The following is a 20,272-nucleotide window of genomic DNA, read 5'->3' on the forward strand; positions in this document are numbered from 1 at the left end:
TCCCCTTAGCCCTCACAATGCCAAATGTCTGCATTATATTGAGCGATCGTGCGGTCAGATGAGAAAAAGCCCGCTTTTGCGATATTTTGAACGACCTTCTCATTCCAACTATCTTGATCTTCATAATCGGCTAAGATTTGTTCTTTCGCTTCAACATAAGCATTAAAGTCAATTAACGTCATAAACCAGTCTTTATTCAATAATTCATTATAAAGACGTTCTAAACGTGTTTTATTGCCTAATTTCACTACTGCAGGATTCAGAATAAAATCGACCGCTCTTTTAATATCTTTGTCGTTTTCATAATACTCTTTTGAAACATAACCTGCTGTTTCATAAAGTTTAATAATGCTTTCTGAATCTTTACCGAATGTATAGATATTTTCAGCACCGGCTAATTCTGCAATCTCAACATTGGCGCCGTCCATTGTGCCTAACGTTAATGCCCCATTCAGCATAAATTTCATATTACCTGTACCAGAAGCTTCTTTAGAGGCAAGTGAAATTTGTTCTGAAATATCAGTTGCTGGAATGAGTTTTTCCGCCATGCTCACATTATAGTTTTCCACTAAATGGACGTTTAAATACTTGTTCACTTCAGGATCATTATTGATTAACTCAGATAAACAAAGAATTAAGTGAATAATATCCTGAGCAATCACATAAGCGGGAGCGGCTTTTCCGCCAAAAATCACGGTAATCTTACGTTTTGGTAATTTACCTGCTTTAATTTCTAAGTATTTGTGAATAACATAAAGCGCATTCATCTGTTGGCGTTTATATTCATGGAAACGCTTAATTTGCGTATCAATGATAGAATTTTCATCTAACTCAATACCTTTATTTTCTTTAAGGTAGGTTTTTAATGCCAATTTGTTTTCAAACTTAATTTTCGCTAATTGTTGATGAACCTTTTTATCATCTTTAAAGGCTAACAATTTTTCTAATTTGGTTGCATCATGCAAATACTCATCACCAATCAATTCTTTAATGTAAGCGGCTAATGGTTGGTTAGAAAATTCTAACCAACGACGGAAGGTAATGCCGTTTGTCTTATTGTTGAATTTTTCAGGATATAACGCATAGAACGCTTTAAGCTCTGAATTTTTCAAAATCTCCGTATGTAATGCCGCCACACCATTTACAGAATTTGAAAAGTGAATATCCATATGCGCCATATGCACACGTTTTTGTTTATCAATAATTTGTACTGCAGGATCTTGATATTCTGCACGCACTAATTCATCTAATTTTTTAATGATCACTACTAAATGCGGCACCACTTCATCTAAATAATCTAGCGGCCATTTTTCTAATGCTTCAGCCAAAATGGTATGGTTGGTATAGCCCACCATATTACGTACAATTTCAACCGCTTCTGCAAATTTAATCTGATGTTTTTCCGTTAATAAACGAATTAATTCAGGAATCACCATTGAAGGGTGAGTATCATTGATCTGTACATACGCATAATCAGCTAAATCATGTAAATTACTTCCGCGCTCAATCGCTTCATCAATTAATAATTGTGCTGCATTTGATACCATGAAGTATTGTTGATAAATACGTAATAATTCCCCGTTTTTATCTGAATCATCTGGGTAAAGGAATAAAGTCAGATTTTCTTCAATCGCGGTTTTATCAAACTCAATTCCATTTTTAATCAATTTAGAATTTACTGATTGAATATCAAATAAATTGAGATAGTTTTTTGTTTCTTTCTTATAACCTAAAATATCAATGCGATCTAGTTTAGAGGTTAACGTAAATTTCTTAAATGGCACCTCATAGCTAATATCGGTTGGAATTAGCCAAGAGCTATCTTCAATCCAGTCATTAGGTTCAGCATGTTGTTCATTCTTTTTAAAGACTTGTTTGAACAAACCATAATGATAATTTAAACCTACCCCTTCCGCATTTAAGCCAAGCGTAGACATTGAATCAATAAAGCAAGAAGCCAAGCGCCCTAAGCCACCATTACCTAAAGACGGTTCTGGTTCAATATCTTCAATATGGCTTAATGATTTACCCGCACTTTCTAATTCTGTTTTGATATCTTGATACACACCAAGGTTAATCAGGTTATTAGAAAGTAATTTACCAATTAAGAATTCTGCAGAAATATAATAAACCTTACGTTTACCTGTGTTTTTAGGTTTATCTACTGAGAGTGTTTTTACGTAATTTAATAATTGAATATAAGTTTCTTTATCGCTTAATTGTTCAAGCGATTTATTGGTTTCGTTTTTTACAAATGTACTAAATTTCATCATTATGTTTTTCCTGATTCGCACGTTGATATAACGTGGTCATTTTTGCTAAAAAGTCTTTTTTATCTTGCGTTAAATCAGATTGCTGCATTCTCCATTGCCAGTTTCCACCAATTGTTGAAGGAACGTTCATTCTTGAACTGGCTGGCAAATCTAAAACATCTTGCATTGTGGCAATCGCAGTATTGCTAACCGTTGCAAAAAGCTGACGAATCATCGCTTGGCAAATCGATTCATCCTCACGGCGGTGTGTATAATCATTGATATATTGCTGCTGTTGTTCAGTCAGGCTGTTATACCAACCATTAGTCACATCATTATCATGTGTGCCGGTATAAACAATAGAGTGCGGGATGCAATAATGCGGGCTATCTAAGCTTTCTCCGCTAACATCTTCAAAGCCAAATTGCAGAATCTTCATGCCAGGATAGTTACAGTCTGCAAGCAACTTTCTGGCTTTGTCATCAATATTACCTAAATCTTCGGCAATAATCGGTAAATCGCCTAGTTGCTCTTTAACGGCTTTAAATAAGTCATAACCAGGGCCTGGCTGCCAGCTACCATCTTTAGCCACCTCTGCTTTTCCATCTACCTGCCAATAATCAGAGAAACCTTTGAAATGGTCGATACGCAGTACATCATAAATCTTGAAGCTTTCTTCAATGCGGTGAATCCACCAAGCGTAGCCTTGTTTTTTATGTTCTTCCCAAGCGTAAAGCGGATTGCCCCAAAGTTGTCCTGTTGCACTGAATTGATCCGCTGGAACCCCTGCAACAACAAGTGGATTGCGTTCTTCATCTAATTGGAAGAGTTCTGGTTTTGTCCAAACCTCTACGCTATCTGCCGCCACATAAATCGGCATATCACCGATGATCTGAATGCCTTTTTGATTTGCGTAATTTTTTAATTCAGTCCATTGTTTGAAGAAGAAATATTGCGTCACTTTAAAGTAGTGAATTTGCTCCACCAGCATGCTGCGATATTTTTCCAATGCACTTGGATCACGAGCCACAACTTTTTTATCATCCCATTTTTGTAATGCTTGATTACCAAAATGCTCTTTAATTGCCATAAATTCAGCAAAATCGTCTAACCACAAGCGGTTGTTTTTTTCAAAATTTTGGAAATCCGCTTGGAATGCTTGATTCGCTAAAAAATTTTTCACGGCTGTTTCTAAAATCGGACGGCGCGCATAGAAAACGCGTTCATAATCCACGTTAGTTGGATCATCACCAAAATTGACTGATGCATAATCCGCTTCTTTCAACAGACCCATTTGGGTTAATAAGTCAAAATCAATAAGGTGGGTATTGCCTGCAATTGCAGAGAAAGATTGATAAGGAGAATCACCATAACTGGTGGTGGTAAGTGGAAGAATTTGCCAATAAGTTTGTTTAGTTTCAACTAAAAAATCGACAAAATCATAAGCTGATTGCCCAAAACTACCAATACCGAATGCATTTGGTAGCGAGGTAATGTTCATGAGAACACCACTTGAACGAGTAAGCATAATATTTCCTCTAGGAAGTTATCATTTTGGCTCATTCTAACCTAAATGTATTTTTATGCAACAACTTATACGTAAAAGCTAAAACATTTTCGTAAAAGTGTGACTTATATCACATTTTTTACGTATAACATTGTGGGTTTTATGGTATGCTATGGCTATTTTAATGGAACGGCGGAGAATAAAAGGATAAAAAATGAGCAAGTATAAGCAGATCTATAACGAGATAAAGAGCCAAATTAACAATGGTAATTTAGCACCTTTACAAGAGCTTCCAAGCGAAAATGAACTCATGCAAAGCTATGGTTTCTCTAAAGATACTATCCGTAAAGCACTTTCTTTACTTGAAATTGATGGCTATATTCAAAAGCAGCAAGGCAGAAATTCGATTGTTTTAGAACATGACTTATCTAAACCACAAATGCTTTCTGAAATTAAAACCGTCAGCGAATTAAATAGTGCCTCAACCCATCAAGTAAAAACCACATTAACTAGCTTATATATTGTGCAAGGCGAAGAAGAATTGATGGATATCTTTAACGTCAATGATCAAATTGATTTCTACCGCATTGCTCGTCTGCGTGAAATTGATGGCGAAGCCGTTGAATATGAGGTTTCTTATTTTGATCGCCGCATCGTGCCTTTTATTAGCCGAGAAATCGCAGAACACTCTATTTATCACTATTTAGAAAGCGAATTAAAACTAAAAATTAGCCACTCACAACGTAAAATTGTGTTTCGCTATGCAAATGAAGAAGAAAAAAATGCGATGGATCTTGGTGAGTATGACATGGTTGTCAATGTAACGAGCACCACTTATTTAGCAGATGGGCAACTATTCCAATACGGTAGCATTAGCTACCGCCCAGACAAAATTACCTTTGCATCAACTGCGAAACGACATATATAAGTCAGAAGATAAAAGTAATCCTCTCTTTCACTGAAAGTGAGGATTTTTATTTGGTTTGTAAAGAACAAACGAGCAGAAATAATTTGTGAAACGCTACTTCGTCAAATCATAACTCCAATCTAATAACTTAAAAATTTCTTCCGTTTCTACGCCATGATCTAACACTATTGTCAGCCAATGGGTTTTGTTCATATGGTAGGCGGGTAAGAAATTAGGCGATTGCTGTAAGATGCTTACCATATCGGGTGGACATTTGAGATTGATAAAATTAGCCTCTCCTTCTTCTTTTAAACCAAGCTTGGTTTTACTGATTTTACCAATAAGCGCATACCATTTCCTTTTAGCATTGCCATGACGCAAAACGGCATATTCTGGATGTTTTGCCCAAAGATATTCCGGCTGCGTCGCATATTGATTCGCCGCATAATCAAAGACTTGTTGTGCTTGGCGCATGGTTTACTCCTTGAATGAGGATTTCGGTTATTATTATTCTTAGAATAATAAAAAGAAAGGCAGCTTGAAACTAAAATCTCAAACTACCTTTTCCATTTCTAAAAGCGGTCAAATTCTCCAGTATTTTTGCAAATGCTCTTCAAAAATTGACCGCTTGAAGTCTTAACCCGTCTAAAGATCCATTCAATTTATTCAATTCCTAACTTATTATTAATAACCTTTCGTACATCATCATATTTATTCAAGATAATAGGAAAGCCTGTTACATCTAGCACTTTGCTAGTTATAGATACTTCTAGTTTTCCTTCTTCATTAATTCGATGATGAAATATTGATGACTGTCTTCCTAATGTATTCAAATTTTCTTCCCCTTCTGCATAATGGGCATGAATTGGGGAAACAAAGGATAAAAGCTCGTCTCGAATTGCTCTTGATTCATCAATAGATTCACTATCTGACGCATATTTCAAGCACTTCAGAATATCTTGGTATGTGCTTTCAAGCTCGTCTGATGAAGATAAAATATATTCACTTTCAATAACTGCATCCTCAACTTTATCTGTAATTGCATTATTATCATGATAATAGGATTCAAGAGCTCCTTTTCTCAAAATAAACAATCCTGTTTCTTCAAAAATATCAAATAATACACAGAGTCTATTTTTCAACATACTCCAAGCCCCTTTTGAATTTTGTTCATTGAATACTGCACATAAAGCTGAACGTTTTTTATTCAAGGATTCATTTTCTGATAAGGTAAAATATGAATGATTCTGAGCTATATTAGCAATATCATCCCAGTTATTTTGAACTAATAAACAGAAGTCATCATAAATATCCTTGGCAAAATCTAAAATACTTGAATGGCCTTTTTTACTCACTAATCTATCTGCAGTATTCCGTATTTGTTCATTATGAAAATAAGCACGAACTAGATCCAAACTATCTGCAAAAGCATCTGCATCAACTAAAACTGTTGGTGTTTTACCCATTAATCTAAATAACTTAACTGTTTCAGGCATAGCTTCCTTGCCATTAATCGGCAGAATCTGTGAACCTGCTGCTTCGAGATTTAAATCTAATTTATCTGAAAGCGCATTGCAGACAATAACATCAGATGGGCCTTCGACTAAAAGTGGTGTTCTAGAGAATAAGGCTAATTTGTGTTCTTGTCCTAATCGAGTAATAAGAGTTCTTAATTTTCCATTTTTTAACTCCCCTGCATTTTGAGGAATTTGAATAGGCTCCTCTTTTAAATCATTACAAAAAATAAAAGATAACAAATCATCTGTTTTCGAAATCTTGATCATTTCCGTTGAGTGTGTTGCCATCACAATTATTTTTTTATAGCCATCTTTACCAGGGATTCCCGCAACACGTGTAATTTCTTTAAGTAGAAAGGCTTGTAATTGTGGGTGTAATGAAACTTCAGGCTCATCAATAAGTAAAACCCCGACTTCATCATCGTATAGTGCAGATAAAATCCCAACAAGATGTAGTAACCCAGATGCTTCACGCCCAGAGGAGTAATATGAATTACAGTCATCTAGTCTAGCAAATGACACTTTTAACTCTCCAGCATCCCAATCAATTTCAATATTTCGTTTAAACAATTTTTGTAAACGTTCTCTTACCTTGATTAAGATATCAGTGCGAACTGACAGCGTATGTAAATCTCCATTAATAGTTTCTATTTTATGGCGATATTCAGAATCATATTTACTACCATGAATAGCTCTATCTGCATCACCAGAGCGATCATATTGATCATAATTGGAGCGATATTTTTCCAAAGGACCTAAACGCCCAGCAGAAATAAAACGAACTTTTTTATTAGTGTAACTATTAAAACTTCCTTTTAATCCCTTTAATAAATGAGTTTTTCCTGAACCATTTGGCCCGACAATAAATGTTAATGACGATCTTAGTTCAATTTCTCTAGAAAAATTACCTTCATGGCTATTGATATTAGCTGTAATAGATAATGGGAATTCCATAATTTAGTTCCTTATTAATTAACATATTAAAAAACATACAACGGCACATTCACTAGCCAATCCTGTTCCCGATAATCCGCCATGGAAAAACGAATAGCTTGCGCTGGCTGAAATTGTTCTACATACACTTTCAAACTTTTTGCTTTTAAATTTTCTTCTGCTTTGACCTCAATCGGGATAACGGATTGCTTACGTTGCAGAATAAAATCGACCTCTGCCGTACCTTTTTCAGTTGCCCAATAAAAAACAGGGTTTTCTTGCGTGGCAATCAATTGTTGCAAGACATATTGTTCGGTTAAAGCTCCTTTAAATTCAGTGAAAATACGGCTACCTTCTAGCAGTACGCTGGCATCCAAATTGCTTTGTGCGGCAAGTAGCCCGACATCTAACCCATACAATTTAAAGGCGTTATCTTGATAAGCGGAAAGTGGTAAATGTGGTTTCTTCACTCGAGGCACGCTATGTACTAAGCCGCTGTCTTTTAGCCATTGCAAAGCAATTTCATAGTCTTTGCTTCTCGCCCCTTTTTGTAGCTGAGCATAGATAAATTTTTTATTTTCTTTGGCAAGTTGCTCTGGAATGGAAGCCCAAATTGACCGCACTTTTTGCACGGTTTGACCATCGTGAATATGTTTGGAAAAATCTTGTTCATACGCCATCAATAAATTACGTTGTACTTGACGCACTTCATCGACATTTTGTGTTTCGATAAATACTTTTACCGCTTCAGGCATACCGCCAACAAAATAATATAAACGGAGTAAATCAATATAGGTGGTTTTCATGGCGGAAATTAGCGACCAGTCTTTCAGCTCAAGCAATTTCACCAAATCTTGTTTGCCAAGTGCGGTTAAAAATTCGTGAAAATCCATGGGATAGAGTGGTAAAAAGTCCACTTTGCCGACAGGAAAAGAGACTTGATGATGTAGTGATACCCCAAGCAATGAGCCAGCCGCGACAATATAAAATTGAGGTGCATTTTCGTAAAAATATTTGAGTGAAGATAATGCCTGCGGGACTTCTTGTATTTCATCAAAAATAATCAGGGTGTTTTCTGCTTGAATATCGACACCGCTTTCAATTTTCAAACCGAGTATCAAGCGATCAATATCATAGTCGCCAGAAAATAGCGTTTTCATGCGAGGGTTATTATCAAAGTTGATATACGCCACTTTTTCAAAGGATTGCTCGCCAAAGTGTTTCATCGCCCAGGTTTTTCCTACCTGTCTTGCTCCTTGAATAATCAACGGTTTGCGGTTTGTTTTGTGTTTCCAATTTTCTAAGGATTGTATGATTTTACGCTGCATAATGCCCTCCAAAACGACGGATATAGGCTAATTATACAGTGATGAATACACTTTTTCTAATGATATGAGTTTATATATTTACATTTTTTCAAATGAAAAAATGATTGATTTTTGCATTTTTTAAATTGAATTTAAGATAATGAAAAAGCCGTCTGAAATTTCAGACGGCCTTTTCATGCCAAAAAGCGGTCAAATGTTGAGGTGTTTTTGCAAATCATCTTAAAAATTCGACCGCTTGTATTATTCTCATTACATTAATTCTTATCTATTCGCTTAATCAATAAAAAGACCGCCAGTACTAATGCAATCGCACCGCAAATCAAGCTTGGTATTGGTATACCATTGAGCTGAGGGAGATTTTCGTTCAACGATAAAATAGACGCTGCAATAATGAGTGCAGCAATAATCAACATAATGCCCACTCGTTCGACAGTCTTACGAAAATGCTCTAATCCGTGGATTTCATGTTCAAGACGAATTTCCTTATTGCTGATTTTTTGTAAGAAAATTTTGACTTCTTCCGGAAGCGAAAGCCAGTTGTTGTAGCTGTCAGCAATTTTTTCGAAATTTTCACTAATCACGCGTTTAGGTGAAAATCGTTTCTTGAGCATTTGTGTAACATAAGGTTTAAGTACGGCTGCAATATCTAATTCAGGATAGAGATAACGCCCGATTCCCTCAATCTGGGCAAAACCTTTTGCTAGCAAATAAACGCCCTCAGGCATAATAATGCTATTTTCGCTCATAATTTTGGTAAAACGATTCATCAATTCACTGATATCTAACCCTGCCAAATTGCTTTCAGTGAGGAGCATGAAAATCTCAGAAAGATCATTTTCTAGCGTTTTTTCATTCGGCACATTATAACTGACAGCAAGCTGCTTAATGGTCTCGATGATTTTTCGCACATTTTTTTGAGAGGCATAGTACAAACAATTTCCAAGTAATTCGCGTTCTTTAGGACTGAGTTTGCCCATTGCCCCCAAGTCAATAAAAGCAATCTGCCCGTCAGGCGTTAATAGAATGTTGCCAGGGTGGGGATCAGCATGAAAGAAGCCAAACTCAAATACTTGTTTCATATAGAGATCTAATCCAAGTAAAGCAACATCTTTAGCCAGTAAACCTTGTTGTTCAATCTGTGCTTTATTGGTCACTTTTGAGCCATACACAAAATCCATACAAAGAATGTTATTGTTTGATAAATTCGAATAGGTTTGTGGGACTAAAATACGTGAATCTTGCTTAAAATTATTAGCAAAACGCTCAATGCTACGACGCTCACTTTCAAGGGAGAGTTCTGTTGTAATGGATTCTTTGAAGGTATTTAATAACGCTTTAGGTTGAAGGTTAGAAATAATGTCGTTGCGTTGTTCTAGAAAATTCACGAGATCTTGTAAGATAAGTAAATCTGCCTTAATGACCTCATCAATGCCTTCTCGTTTGATTTTTACCGCAACATCTTGTCCGTTTTTCAACCGCCCTTTGAATACTTGACCGATAGAAGCTGATGCCATAGGCTCTGAAGCAAGCATTTCGAAATGTTCATGAATATCTATGCCTAATTCACGCTGAAATTTCTCTGCAATATCAATGGGCTGAACTTCTACTTTATCTTGCAATTTTTGTAGTTCAGTAATCATTTCAACTGGTAGCAAATCACGGCGATCACTTAACATCTGCCCTAATTTAACGTAAGTTGTGCCCAGCTCTTCCATCGCTCGACGGATACGTTCATATACAGACACGCTTCCACTTGATTCATTGGCTAACTTATTTGAAAGGGATTCCGGTAACCACTTCTCTAAATTACTGCGTTCAAAAAACTCATCTAAACCATAACGTAATAAGATTTCTGCAACCTGCTTGGTACGTTGAAATTTGTTAAAAATGGCCATTGTAACTTTCCTCTTTGTGCATGCTATTTAGCGAGTGTTTAAAATAAGGTTGATTTGCGACTAAATTGAGACAGGTCTTTTACATCTCTAACTGAAGATTTTCGAAAATTGCTGATGATTTCAGTTTATCCATTTTTCAATTGGATCTCTACAATTATTTACAAGGCAAGCCACATTAGATTTTTTTAATTTAATACTAATAATCAAAATCTCAATGCGCTAAGTTTTGAAGGCTTTTGATTTAAAAGAGCGGTCAAATTTTACAGTATTTTTGCAAATTACCTTCAAAATCCAACCGCTTGTATTTTTACTTTAATTTAACTGCAATAGTCCCTTATTTAAAGCCGTTTTTTTAATGTCGGCAATATCACATCCCAAGCGGTTAAAGCCTCTTTCTCACTGAGTGGCGAACCTTTGGCATTTTTCTTATTGGTACCAAAAGTCATCTTAAATCTCACACTGCCATCATCTTTTTCCCAGATAAATAAATATCGATTTCCCTGCCACTTAACCAGTTTTTCACTGCCGGTCATACCATTAATATCGCGTTTTCCTTTGCGGATGGTGCTGTATTTCGCCCACGAGAAGAGTTTATCCAAACCACTATCTTTAGTGAAAAGATCGCGTTCTAATAGCGGTTTATCACCTTCCTCCAAAGATCCACCCGTCGTTAGCTCTGTATAAACGTCTTTATAGTCTTTGATTTTAATGCCCGCACTGCCAAAAAACGGTTCAGTTCCCTTATCGGCAATAAATCCTTCTGTTAAACAGACCCCCTGTTGCTGTGGCATTTCAGTATCTTTACGATCTCTCAGCTTGTCAAAAAAATCATTCCGTATCTGTCCAATAGCTTCATCAACTTTACTTTTTTCCAGCTGTTTCAGGTTTGGTGGCGCTTTGCCGTTGACAGGCATAATGCTTGCAAGAGTTGTAATGGAATAGGCATCATTCTTGCTTAACTTGAAATAGAACGTGACATAATAGATCATGCCTTTTAAGTGCTTTGACACCGAGTGTTCCCATGAACCAGGAGCCTGCGTGACCATCGCTATCGCTTTGTTAGGAATAATTATGCGATTTTCTATAAAACTCTCATTTCCGTTATATCCTTTTTCTTTAACCTCTAATACGGATTCTACTTCCAGATTCCAATAATCTGGTCGCACAATTATCTGCCAACCATTATATCGAAGCCAACCAGTCCCACTTATACGGTTAGCAGGTAAGTTAATTTGGTAGCGCCCGCTGCAAAATGGCTGCTCAGTCCAATACGTAGCCACATTTTGAGCATAATTGCTCGCTGCATTTTCTACTGCTGAGTGGGTTTGGGGATGTTGACTGCAAGAAGACAACATAACACTAGTTAAAACAGTGCTATAAAACATCAGTTTAGAAATTTTCATCTTCGGCATGCGATCTCTTCCTTACTGTAAATTTAAGAATGCTAAATAAAATGGAATTTTTAATCTGCTAACTCCTACTTCTCTTAGTTGTTCTACCATCACTTACAAAATTCAATAGTAAAAGGCTGTCTGAAATCTAACTTAAAGTTTCAGATAGCCTGTTATTGTAAAGATAATGTTTCTAGATACACATCGGCCAACAAGAACTACATCCTGTTAATACTATTGCTATAGCACCATATAATAAGCCAATCTTAAATATATTTTTTCTACGATATTTACGGTTCATTTTTGTCTCTTTCTTAAGCTTTAAAGTTAATAAATGTAGTAAGTTTCATTAAAAATCTGATCAAATTCGCTTTTTCAATGTCGGCAATATTGCATCCCAAGCCGTTAAAGCCTCCTTTTCACTTAATGGGGAACCAGTAGAATTGTCATCACTGGTACCGAAAGTCATCTTAAATTTTACGCTTCCATCATCTTTTTCCCAGATAAATAGATATCGATTTCCTTGTAACTTAACCAGTTTTTCACTGCCGACCATATCATTGATATTGCGCTTTCCTTTGCGGATGGTGCTGTATTTCGTCCACGAGAGGAGTTTATCCCAGGCACTATCTTTAGCGAAAAGATCTCGCTCTAATAGTGGTTTATCACCTTCCTCCAAAGCTCCCCCCGTCGTTAGCTCAGCATAAACGTCTTTATAATCTTTGATTTTGATACCCACTCTGCCCCAAAATGGCTCGGATCCCTTATCAGCAATAAACCCCTCTGTCAGGCAGACACCCTGTTGCTGCGGAATATCGCTCTCACTACGATCTCTAATCTTGTTGAAAAAATCATTCTGTAAATACCCAATAGCTTCATCAACTTTACTTTTTTCCAGCTGTTTAAGGTTTGGTGGCTCTTTACCGTTAACAGGCATAATACGTACAAAAGCTCTAACCGTATAGGCATCGTTCTTACTTAATTTGAACCTATAATCGACATAATAGAGCATCCCTTTTACCTCTGGTAACGTCGGATTACTCCATACGGCAGGAGCCTGTGTCACCGTAGCTATCGCTTTATTAGGAACGATTGTACGGTTTTCTATAAAAATATCACTTCCATTATGACCTAGCTTCTGGATCTTTGACGCCAACTCTACTGATTTATTCCAATAGTCTGGTCGTACGGTTACCTGCCAACCATTGTATTTAATCCAACTGGTGCCATCTTTACGATTAACCGGTAAGTTAATTTGGTAGCGACCACTGCAAAATGGCTGTTCAGTCCAATACCTTGTCGCTTTTTGAGCACCATTGCTTGCTGTATTTTCTACTGCTGAGTGGGTTTTGGGGTGTTGACTGCAAGAAGACAACATAACACTAGTCAAAACAGTGCTATAAAACATCAGTTTAGAAATTTTCATCTTCGGCATGTGATCTCTTCCTTACTGTAAATTTGAGAATGCTAAATAAAATGGAATTTTTGCTGGCGCCTTTCTTTCCATATTGCGCTTGGTCGATAAGTTTATATGTTTTTAATGATAAGTGCAACTTTACACTATATTAAATAATGACATTATCAAGCACATTGCGTGACATATACAATCCATTTTAAAGAGAATATATTACTCGTTTCTGGTAGGTTTCTGTAAAAAAGCCCGCTAAACAAGCGGGCATATTTTTCTTAAGATTTGCAAAATTACTGTTGCACTTTTAATTTTGCCTGCGCTTCTGCAATACTTTGAATCACAGCGCGTCTATCCAGCGCTTCATTATCGCTATCTAAAACACGGCGCCAATAACTCACAGCGCCAGCATAATCTTTATTTCGATAAGCATCGGTTGCAAGCAACAGCAGACTAGCACTCTCTTTAGCATCTAATTTTAAAGATTCAGCAAGCCACGCTTTGGCATTTTCTGATAAGTTTTGACCATTTTCATAGTAATCAGCAGTTGCCATTGCGCCTAAAATCGCCGCCTTTTTACCTAGCACTTTTTGTGCGTTGTCAAAGCAGATAATGGCTGCATTAAAATCATTATTTAATGCATATGCTTGCCCCAACTCATACCACAAATCGCCATCGTTAGGGTTTGCACGTAATCTATCTTGTAGGCTGAGAATATAATGACTGTTTTTCTGCTCTTTACTTTCTAGCGCAGATTGCACTTCAAACGCTTGGTGAAGTTGCTCGCCTTTTTGCACAATTTGAAAACGTCCACTTTGCGCATAAATACCCACGGCCACTGCAGCTACTAACGCTAATACCAATATGGCTACGATAACAAGCGGGCGTTTTTTGGTAAATTTTTGCGATTTTTCGACCGCTTGCTGCTCAAACTCAAAACGGGCTTGCGCTTCTTCTTTTAACTCAGCCGCTAAATCATTTGGTAAGTGTTGCGCTAACTTTAATGCTTGCTCATAAGTTTCTTGGCTGATTTCAGCACGTGTTTTCATGATTTTGCCTCCGCTTTACGGCGTTTGGTTCGCCAGAAAATAGCAGAAAATAAAATCACCACTAGCCCAACCGGAATTCCCCAAAGTGCCCAAGTGTGCGGGTTAAATGGGGGGTTGTAATTTACAAAATGCCCGAAACGTTGAGTCATGATTTCAATGATTTCTTGATCAGACTTCCCTTCATTGACCATCTGATAAACCTCAAGACGAAGTTTATAAGCCGTCGTCGCATTCGATTCCACTAAGTTCTGGTTTTGACATTGCGGACAACGAAGCGATTTAGCCAACGCCACCGCACGAATACGATCGGCATCGGAATGGAATTCAAAGGTATCCACCATTTCCGCTTGGGCAACAACACTCATGACAAGCGGTAAAATTAAAGCTATTTTTTGCAAAATTTTTCGCATTATTTTTCCTCTCGTAAGGCTTTTAAGCGAGGCAGAAAATCTTGCTCGAAATCAGGGTTGTAGCCTTTTTGTTGATAACGCACTACGCCGTGTTTGTCGATCAAATAGCTTGAAGGCGCAGAAGAGACTTTCAGGGTTTGAATTAAGAAGCCTTTTTCATAATCATCAATCACTAAATGAAACGGGTTACCCCATTGCGTTAATGCCTCTCTTGCATCATTAGGCTGATCGCTATAAGTCAGCCCAACAATTGGTACGCCCTCTGCTTTGAGCTTGTGCAAAATCGGGAATTCTTTAATACACCAAGTGCACCAACTTGCCCAAACATTAAGAATATAAGGCTCTTTCGGCAAACTGTTATTATTTAAACGTGCGTTTGGATCAAGCAAATTTTTCCCGACAAACTCAGGAATCGGCTTATCGCGCCAATCTTCCGTCGGTGAAAGATTATCTTTATTCATTAACGGCACTGTAAGCATTGCTACAATCGCCACCAATAACAACAGCGGTAAAAATAAAAAGGCTTTTTTCATTCTATTTTCTCATTTATTACTTTGTTTATGCGCTTTTCTATTCGCTTGGCGATAGCCAAATAATGCTAATAAAGAGGCAAATACCATCACAATGCCACCAAGCCAAAGTGCGCGCACATAAGGTTTATAATGCAATCTAAACGCATATTCTAAATTGCCAAACTTATCGCCCATGACAATATAAATATCATCTAAGAAATGATGATAAAGCCCAACTTCTGCCATCGTCATGGTGCGTACATCATAATAGCGACGTTCTGGAGTCACTTGTGCTAGCGTTTCGTTCTCTTTAGCAATCTTAAAAATAGCGCGCTCAGCCGTGTAGTTTGCGCCAATTACATCTTGATAGTCATCGTAAGTGAAACTAAACCCCGCTAAAGTGGCAGACTCATTCGGTTTCAATCTTACCCCTTTTTCATCGCCATAATAACTATTCATCATTGCCCCAATCACGCAAATTGCAAAACCGATATGCGCTAGACGCATCGCAAGCGGTCGAATTTGCCACATATATCGCAAATAAGGCAGATGAGTCAGAATAATCCAAATTGCCAAGCTAATAAAAATTGTCGGCAAAATTTGTAATGTATAAGCAACTTGCGTCAACGTTTGCATAGTGAGTGCTACGGCAAGCAGTACGGCTACTGGCAATAAATAGAGTCGCCATAAGATCTGTTTAGTTGGTACACTCTTCCAACGCAATACGACTGCAATTCCCATCGCAACCATTAACAACAGCGCAAGCGGCGTGAATACGTGGTTAAAATATGGTGCGCCAACGGAAATTGATCCCCAGTTCATCGCCGTAAAAACCATTGGATAGAAAGTTCCAACCAGTACTGCAGAAGCCGCTACAGCAAACAAACCGTTAATCAGTAAAAAGGCGGTTTCTTTTGACCAAAGTAAGAAGCGTACTTCGCCTTGCCAAAGATTCACACGGAAAGCAAATAATGCCAATGCAATAAAGCTTAAGCTGAAAAAGAGAATAAGCAATGCCATGCCACGGTCAGGATCAACCGCAAAAGCATGAACAGAAGTTAAAACCCCAGAGCGAACAATAAAGGTACCAAGCAAACTTAATGCAAAAGCAAAAATCGCTAACAGAATCGTCCAGTAATTAAACACACCACGTTTTTCACTGACTATCAATGAGTGCACTAACGCGGTGCCTAATAACCAAGGCATTAAAGAGGCATTTTCAACAGGGTCCCAGAACCACCAGCCGCCCCAGCCTAACTCATAATATGCCCACCAAGCACCAAGAATAATCCCGGCAGTTAAAAAGCCCCAAGAAATCATCGTCCACGGGCGAATCCAGCGTGCTACTGCGGCATCAAAACAACCGGAAACTAAACTTGCCACAACCATAGCAAAGCTAATGGCAAAACCAACATAGCCTAAATAAAGCAATGGTGGGTGAAAAATCAGCCCCACATCTTGCAACATTGGGTTTAAATCTCGCCCTTCTGGTGGTGGCGGGAAACTGCGTTCAAATGGGCTTGAAACTAACAAAATAAATAGCATAAAGCCTAAGGCAATCAGCCCAATCATGGCTAAAGTACGATGGTAGAACAAGCGGTCAGATTTATCCGCAAAAATGCAAAATACGCTTGTCCAAAGTGTTAATGCAGCAAGCCAAAACAACATGGAACCTTCATGCCCGCCCCAAGTTGCCGCAAATTTAAAGAAATCAGGTAATTGGCTATTAGAATGTTGCGCAACATAGATAACGGTAAAATCATCCGTTAAAAAAGCGTGCGCTAACAGAGCAAAGGAAAGCAGAGAAAACAGCGACTGCACGCCAGTTAATAGCGGATTTAACGCTAAATAATGCGGTCGTTTAAACAGTTCGCTAAAAAGAGAACAACCCACTTGAAAGGCGGCAGCCACCGCCGCCAAAATTAATGAAAAATAGCCCAATTCCGGAAGCATAATAAAATCATCGCAAAAAAATTTGGGCTATTATGCCACATCTATGCCAAAGACTGAGAGAACTAGATCAATCTTTGTCAAAAAACGTTGATTTATTCACCAAAAAATAACCGTTATGGCGCTAAATCAACAACATAATCTGTGACCGCAAACTTGTTTTTGATTAACCCTTGTTGCTGCATGAATTCAGCCATTTTGTCATAAGTGGCAAAATCAAATGCGCTTGGCTTCTCAGTCAGATAAGGCAGCGTATCTTTCCATGCGCGACGATTCAATTCATTATCTAGCTCAGCGGGTTTATAACTGACAAACAACTCCCAGCTTTCTTGTGGATGCGCTTTTAAATAAGCACTCGCTTGTGTTAAAGCCCGCACAAAATCACGATATTTCGGTGCTTCCAGCTTATCTTTATTTGCTACAATAATGAGCTCATCATAATTTGGCACGCCATGCTTTTCTGGGAAAAACGCTTTGCCTTGATACCCTTCAATTGCAAGTTGATTCAATTCAAAATTACGGAATGAACCAATAACGGCATCAACTTGTTTGCTGATAAGTGAAGGAGAAAGCGACCAATTCACATTCACTAGCTGCACATCTTTGAGGCTTATCCCTGCAGACTTAAGCATCGTTTCTAGTAAAGCCGTTTCAAAACCACTAACCGAATAGCCAATTTTTTTACCTTTCAAATCCGCTAACGTTTTAATTTCACTATTTTCTAACACCACTAAGCTGTTTAACGGTGAATTCGCAAGCGTTGCAATACGAACTAAAGGCAGTTTTTCATCTAACTGCATTTGTAATTGAGGTTGGTAATCTACCGCTAAATCTGCTTTACCTGCCGCCACTAATTTAGGGGGTAATGAAGGGTCAGCCGGCTCAATAATTTCCACTTCCAAATTCTGCTCTGCAAAAAAGCCTTTTTGTTGTGCCACAATCAATGCAGCATGATCTGGGTTGACGAACCAGTCAAGCATTAACGAGATTTTTTGCTTTTCTGCCGCTTGGCTATTTAGCGCTAAGGCGCTCGCAAGCAATGTGAGTAAGTAACGTTTTTTCATTTTGTCTCCTTTTATTATTCAGATAAATCTAGCCCCATTTGCCAAAACCCAATTTCTAGGCGAGTGGCTGTGGTAAAAATTTTTTGGATATTCTGTAATTGTTCGGCATTAAGATGAGCACAGCATTGATTAAGAAAATCAGCGGTTTCTTTTGCTACTTGTTGGAAATCCTCGCTGGCATAAGTATCAATCCACGTTTGATAGGGATTATTCGGCAGTCTAGGATAGTTATCACAAATATAACGGCCAACTTCAGCATAACCGACCGCACAAGGGGTAATTGCAGCGTAAATTTCTGCTAAACCGCCATTTGCACCACAATCAAGTAGATAACGTGTATAAGCAATACAGGCTGCACTTTCTTGTGTATTAAAGATTTCTTCTTCGCTAATTCCCCATTCTTGGCAATAATTAAGATGCAGCTGGATCTCTTGGCAAATAGCGTCTAATGCTTTACGAGGTGTTTCCATTTGCGCAAAATCTTTTGCTTTAAAAATCGCTAAAGCGAAAGCTCTGCTGTAATGAAAAAGATAGATATAATCTTGTTTTAGATAATGGCGAAAACAATCGGCAGGTAATGAACCTGTAGCTAACTGTTTGACAAAATCGTGCTCAATATAATGCTGCCAGTCAGGCTGCGATTGCTGAATAAGTTGTTTTAGCATAAAACCTCTTAATGAATATAACGAACCCAAGGTAGTGATCGGCGTAGCCAGTAATCAGTGAAAAAATATAAGCAAAGCGCAATTAGTAACAATAAAAATAGTGCAGCAAACATTAGATCAATTTGCATTCTGGCATTGGCTTGCAACATTAAATAGCCTAACCCTTCTGAAGACCCCACCCATTCGCCAACCACTGCCCCAATGGGTGCAATAGAAACTGCAATTCGTAGGCCTGAAGCTAATGCGGGCAATGCAGCAGGCAAACGCACCTTAAACAACATTGCCTGTGGAGAAATTTGTAAAGTTTGCGCCAGTTGTACCCAAGATTGAGGCGTATTACGTAAACCGTCATAACAAGCAGCCGTAACGGGGAAATAGATAATCAATACTGCCATAGCGATTTTAGAAGCCATGCCATATCCCAACCACAACACTAAAAGTGGGGCAATCGCGAAAACAGGCACTGCTTGGGAGATAACCAGCAACGGCATTAAAAAGGCAGAAACGCGGCGTGAAAGTGTGAGCAATAAAGCAGAAATTAACCCCAATATAAACCCACAAATTAAGCCCAATGCGATTTCAATTAGAGTAACCTTAGCATGGCTGAGCAATAAATCAGTGTGCTGTAATAAACGCTCAAAAACCGCTATCGGTGAAGGGAAAAGATAGGTTGGTAAGATAAATATTGAAACTACCGCTTGCCATAAGCCAATCAATAAAAGAAACAAGCCAAGCCAATTAGCTAATTTTTTCATGATGCCTCCTGCATTAACTTAGCAATCAGTTCTTCTTGTAATTGCCAAGCGGTTGCTTGAGCCATGTTATGTGGTTTCGCGCCACTTAATTGACTCACTAAATGCATTTGCGCAGGGTGACCTTGCAAAATATAGAGGCTATCGGCTAACCGAATGGCTTCTTGTGGATCATGCGTCACTAAAATGACGGTTTTCTCATGCAACAACTCACATGCGAGATCTTGTAGCTGCATACGCGTTACCGCATCTAATGCAGAGAAAGGCTCATCCATTAAAATTAAATCCGCCTCTTGCATCAAGGTTCTAGCTAATGCGACACGTTGGCGTTGCCCGCCTGACAGTTGATAACAAGCCTTGTGGATATGTGCTTGCATATTGACTGCAGCTAATAATGCTTCAGCTTTTGCTAAACTTTCAGCATTTTTTGTGCCTTTTAAATGTTGTGCAAGCTGAACGTTATCTAATACTGAAAGCCAAGGAAAAAGGCAATCCTGTTGCGCCAACCAAGCTAATTTGAGATGAGGGGCAAAATGAATCTTTCCTGCACTTACGGCGGATTGCTCAAGCCCCGCAATTGCGCGTAAAAGCGTTGATTTTCCAACGCCTGAGCTGCCTAAAAGTGCAACCCATTCGCCTTGCTTCACATTAAAGTTCAAATTATCAAACAGCGATTGTCCGGCAAATTGCAAAGATAAACCTTGGACTTGGAGGCAAAACATAGCAACCTCA

Annotated in this window: 17 protein-coding genes; 1 reads left to right on the forward strand and 16 read right to left on the reverse strand. The window is 38.1% G+C overall.

Annotated elements, in window-relative coordinates; all coding sequences use genetic code 11:
• Positions 1 to 5: 5 nt before the first annotated feature.
• The gene (gene glgP / locus HMPREF1128_RS06300; protein WP_035530205.1) at positions 6 to 2,273 is read right to left on the reverse strand and encodes a glycogen/starch/alpha-glucan family phosphorylase; all 2,268 of its coding nucleotides are present in this window, start codon (positions 2,271 to 2,273) and stop codon (positions 6 to 8) included.
• Positions 2,260 to 3,780: a 4-alpha-glucanotransferase gene (malQ, locus tag HMPREF1128_RS06305; protein ID WP_007524529.1), complete on the reverse strand. Its 1,521-nt coding sequence runs from the start codon at positions 3,778 to 3,780 to the stop codon at positions 2,260 to 2,262. Before malQ ends, glgP begins: the two co-directional genes overlap by 14 nt.
• A 193-nt stretch (positions 3,781 to 3,973) precedes the next feature.
• On the opposite strand from malQ, the gene HMPREF1128_RS06310 reads away from it, so the two are divergent.
• Positions 3,974 to 4,687: a UTRA domain-containing protein gene (locus tag HMPREF1128_RS06310; protein ID WP_007524341.1), complete on the forward strand. Its 714-nt coding sequence runs from the start codon at positions 3,974 to 3,976 to the stop codon at positions 4,685 to 4,687.
• A 93-nt stretch (positions 4,688 to 4,780) separates the two neighbouring features.
• Here the strand turns inward: HMPREF1128_RS06310 and HMPREF1128_RS06315 are convergent, their stop codons facing one another.
• The 14 genes from HMPREF1128_RS06315 to HMPREF1128_RS06380 all read right to left on the reverse strand — a co-directional run bounded on the left by HMPREF1128_RS06315 (position 4,781) and on the right by HMPREF1128_RS06380 (position 20,262).
• Entirely contained in the window at positions 4,781 to 5,140 is a 360-nt protein-coding gene (locus HMPREF1128_RS06315) for an MmcQ/YjbR family DNA-binding protein (protein WP_007524152.1), read from the reverse strand.
• Between the two features lie 188 nt (positions 5,141 to 5,328).
• Positions 5,329 to 7,137: an ATP-dependent nuclease gene (locus HMPREF1128_RS06320; RefSeq protein WP_007525353.1), complete on the reverse strand. Its 1,809-nt coding sequence runs from the start codon at positions 7,135 to 7,137 to the stop codon at positions 5,329 to 5,331.
• A gap of 26 nt (positions 7,138 to 7,163) precedes the next feature.
• Entirely contained in the window at positions 7,164 to 8,444 is a 1,281-nt protein-coding gene (locus HMPREF1128_RS06325; protein WP_007525375.1) for an ATP-binding protein, read from the reverse strand.
• 254 nt (positions 8,445 to 8,698) lie between these two features.
• A complete protein-coding gene (locus HMPREF1128_RS06330; protein ID WP_007524893.1) occupies positions 8,699 to 10,339 on the reverse strand; it encodes an ABC1 kinase family protein in 1,641 nt (546 codons plus the stop codon).
• Between the two features lie 338 nt (positions 10,340 to 10,677).
• A complete protein-coding gene (locus HMPREF1128_RS06335; protein WP_007525000.1) occupies positions 10,678 to 11,751 on the reverse strand; it encodes a T6SS immunity protein Tli4 family protein in 1,074 nt (357 codons plus the stop codon).
• 340 nt (positions 11,752 to 12,091) lie between these two features.
• Positions 12,092 to 13,165: a T6SS immunity protein Tli4 family protein gene (locus HMPREF1128_RS06340; RefSeq protein WP_007525127.1), complete on the reverse strand. Its 1,074-nt coding sequence runs from the start codon at positions 13,163 to 13,165 to the stop codon at positions 12,092 to 12,094.
• Between the two features lie 266 nt (positions 13,166 to 13,431).
• Complete coding sequence (locus HMPREF1128_RS06345; protein ID WP_007524846.1) at positions 13,432 to 14,187, reverse strand: TPR domain-containing protein; 756 nt, start codon at positions 14,185 to 14,187, stop codon at positions 13,432 to 13,434.
• Positions 14,184 to 14,597 (reverse strand): heme lyase NrfEFG subunit NrfF, encoded by a 414-nt coding sequence (nrfF, locus tag HMPREF1128_RS06350; RefSeq protein ID WP_007524999.1) that lies wholly within the window; start codon positions 14,595 to 14,597, stop codon positions 14,184 to 14,186. Before nrfF ends, HMPREF1128_RS06345 begins: the two co-directional genes overlap by 4 nt.
• Positions 14,597 to 15,130, reverse strand: coding sequence for a redoxin family protein (locus HMPREF1128_RS06355; protein ID WP_007525339.1), 534 nt, complete (start codon positions 15,128 to 15,130; stop codon positions 14,597 to 14,599). The genes nrfF and HMPREF1128_RS06355 overlap by 1 nt, the downstream gene beginning before the upstream one ends.
• A 9-nt stretch (positions 15,131 to 15,139) precedes the next feature.
• Positions 15,140 to 17,062 carry a heme lyase NrfEFG subunit NrfE gene (gene nrfE / locus HMPREF1128_RS06360; protein WP_007525473.1) on the reverse strand — a complete coding sequence of 641 codons (1,923 nt, stop codon included), beginning with the start codon at positions 17,060 to 17,062 and terminating at the stop codon, positions 15,140 to 15,142.
• A 113-nt stretch (positions 17,063 to 17,175) separates the two neighbouring features.
• Complete coding sequence (locus HMPREF1128_RS06365) at positions 17,176 to 18,123, reverse strand: ABC transporter substrate-binding protein (RefSeq protein ID WP_007524061.1); 948 nt, start codon at positions 18,121 to 18,123, stop codon at positions 17,176 to 17,178.
• Between the two features lie 14 nt (positions 18,124 to 18,137).
• Positions 18,138 to 18,788, reverse strand: coding sequence for a thiaminase II (gene tenA / locus HMPREF1128_RS06370; protein ID WP_007524295.1), 651 nt, complete (start codon positions 18,786 to 18,788; stop codon positions 18,138 to 18,140).
• Between the two features lie 8 nt (positions 18,789 to 18,796).
• Positions 18,797 to 19,543 (reverse strand): ABC transporter permease, encoded by a 747-nt coding sequence (locus tag HMPREF1128_RS06375; RefSeq protein WP_007524949.1) that lies wholly within the window; start codon positions 19,541 to 19,543, stop codon positions 18,797 to 18,799.
• Positions 19,540 to 20,262: an ABC transporter ATP-binding protein gene (locus tag HMPREF1128_RS06380; protein ID WP_007524757.1), complete on the reverse strand. Its 723-nt coding sequence runs from the start codon at positions 20,260 to 20,262 to the stop codon at positions 19,540 to 19,542. Before HMPREF1128_RS06380 ends, HMPREF1128_RS06375 begins: the two co-directional genes overlap by 4 nt.
• Positions 20,263 to 20,272: the final 10 nt, after the last annotated feature.

The organism is Haemophilus sputorum HK 2154 (assembly GCF_000287615.1).
Lineage (GTDB): Bacteria > Pseudomonadota > Gammaproteobacteria > Enterobacterales > Pasteurellaceae > Haemophilus_A > Haemophilus_A sputorum.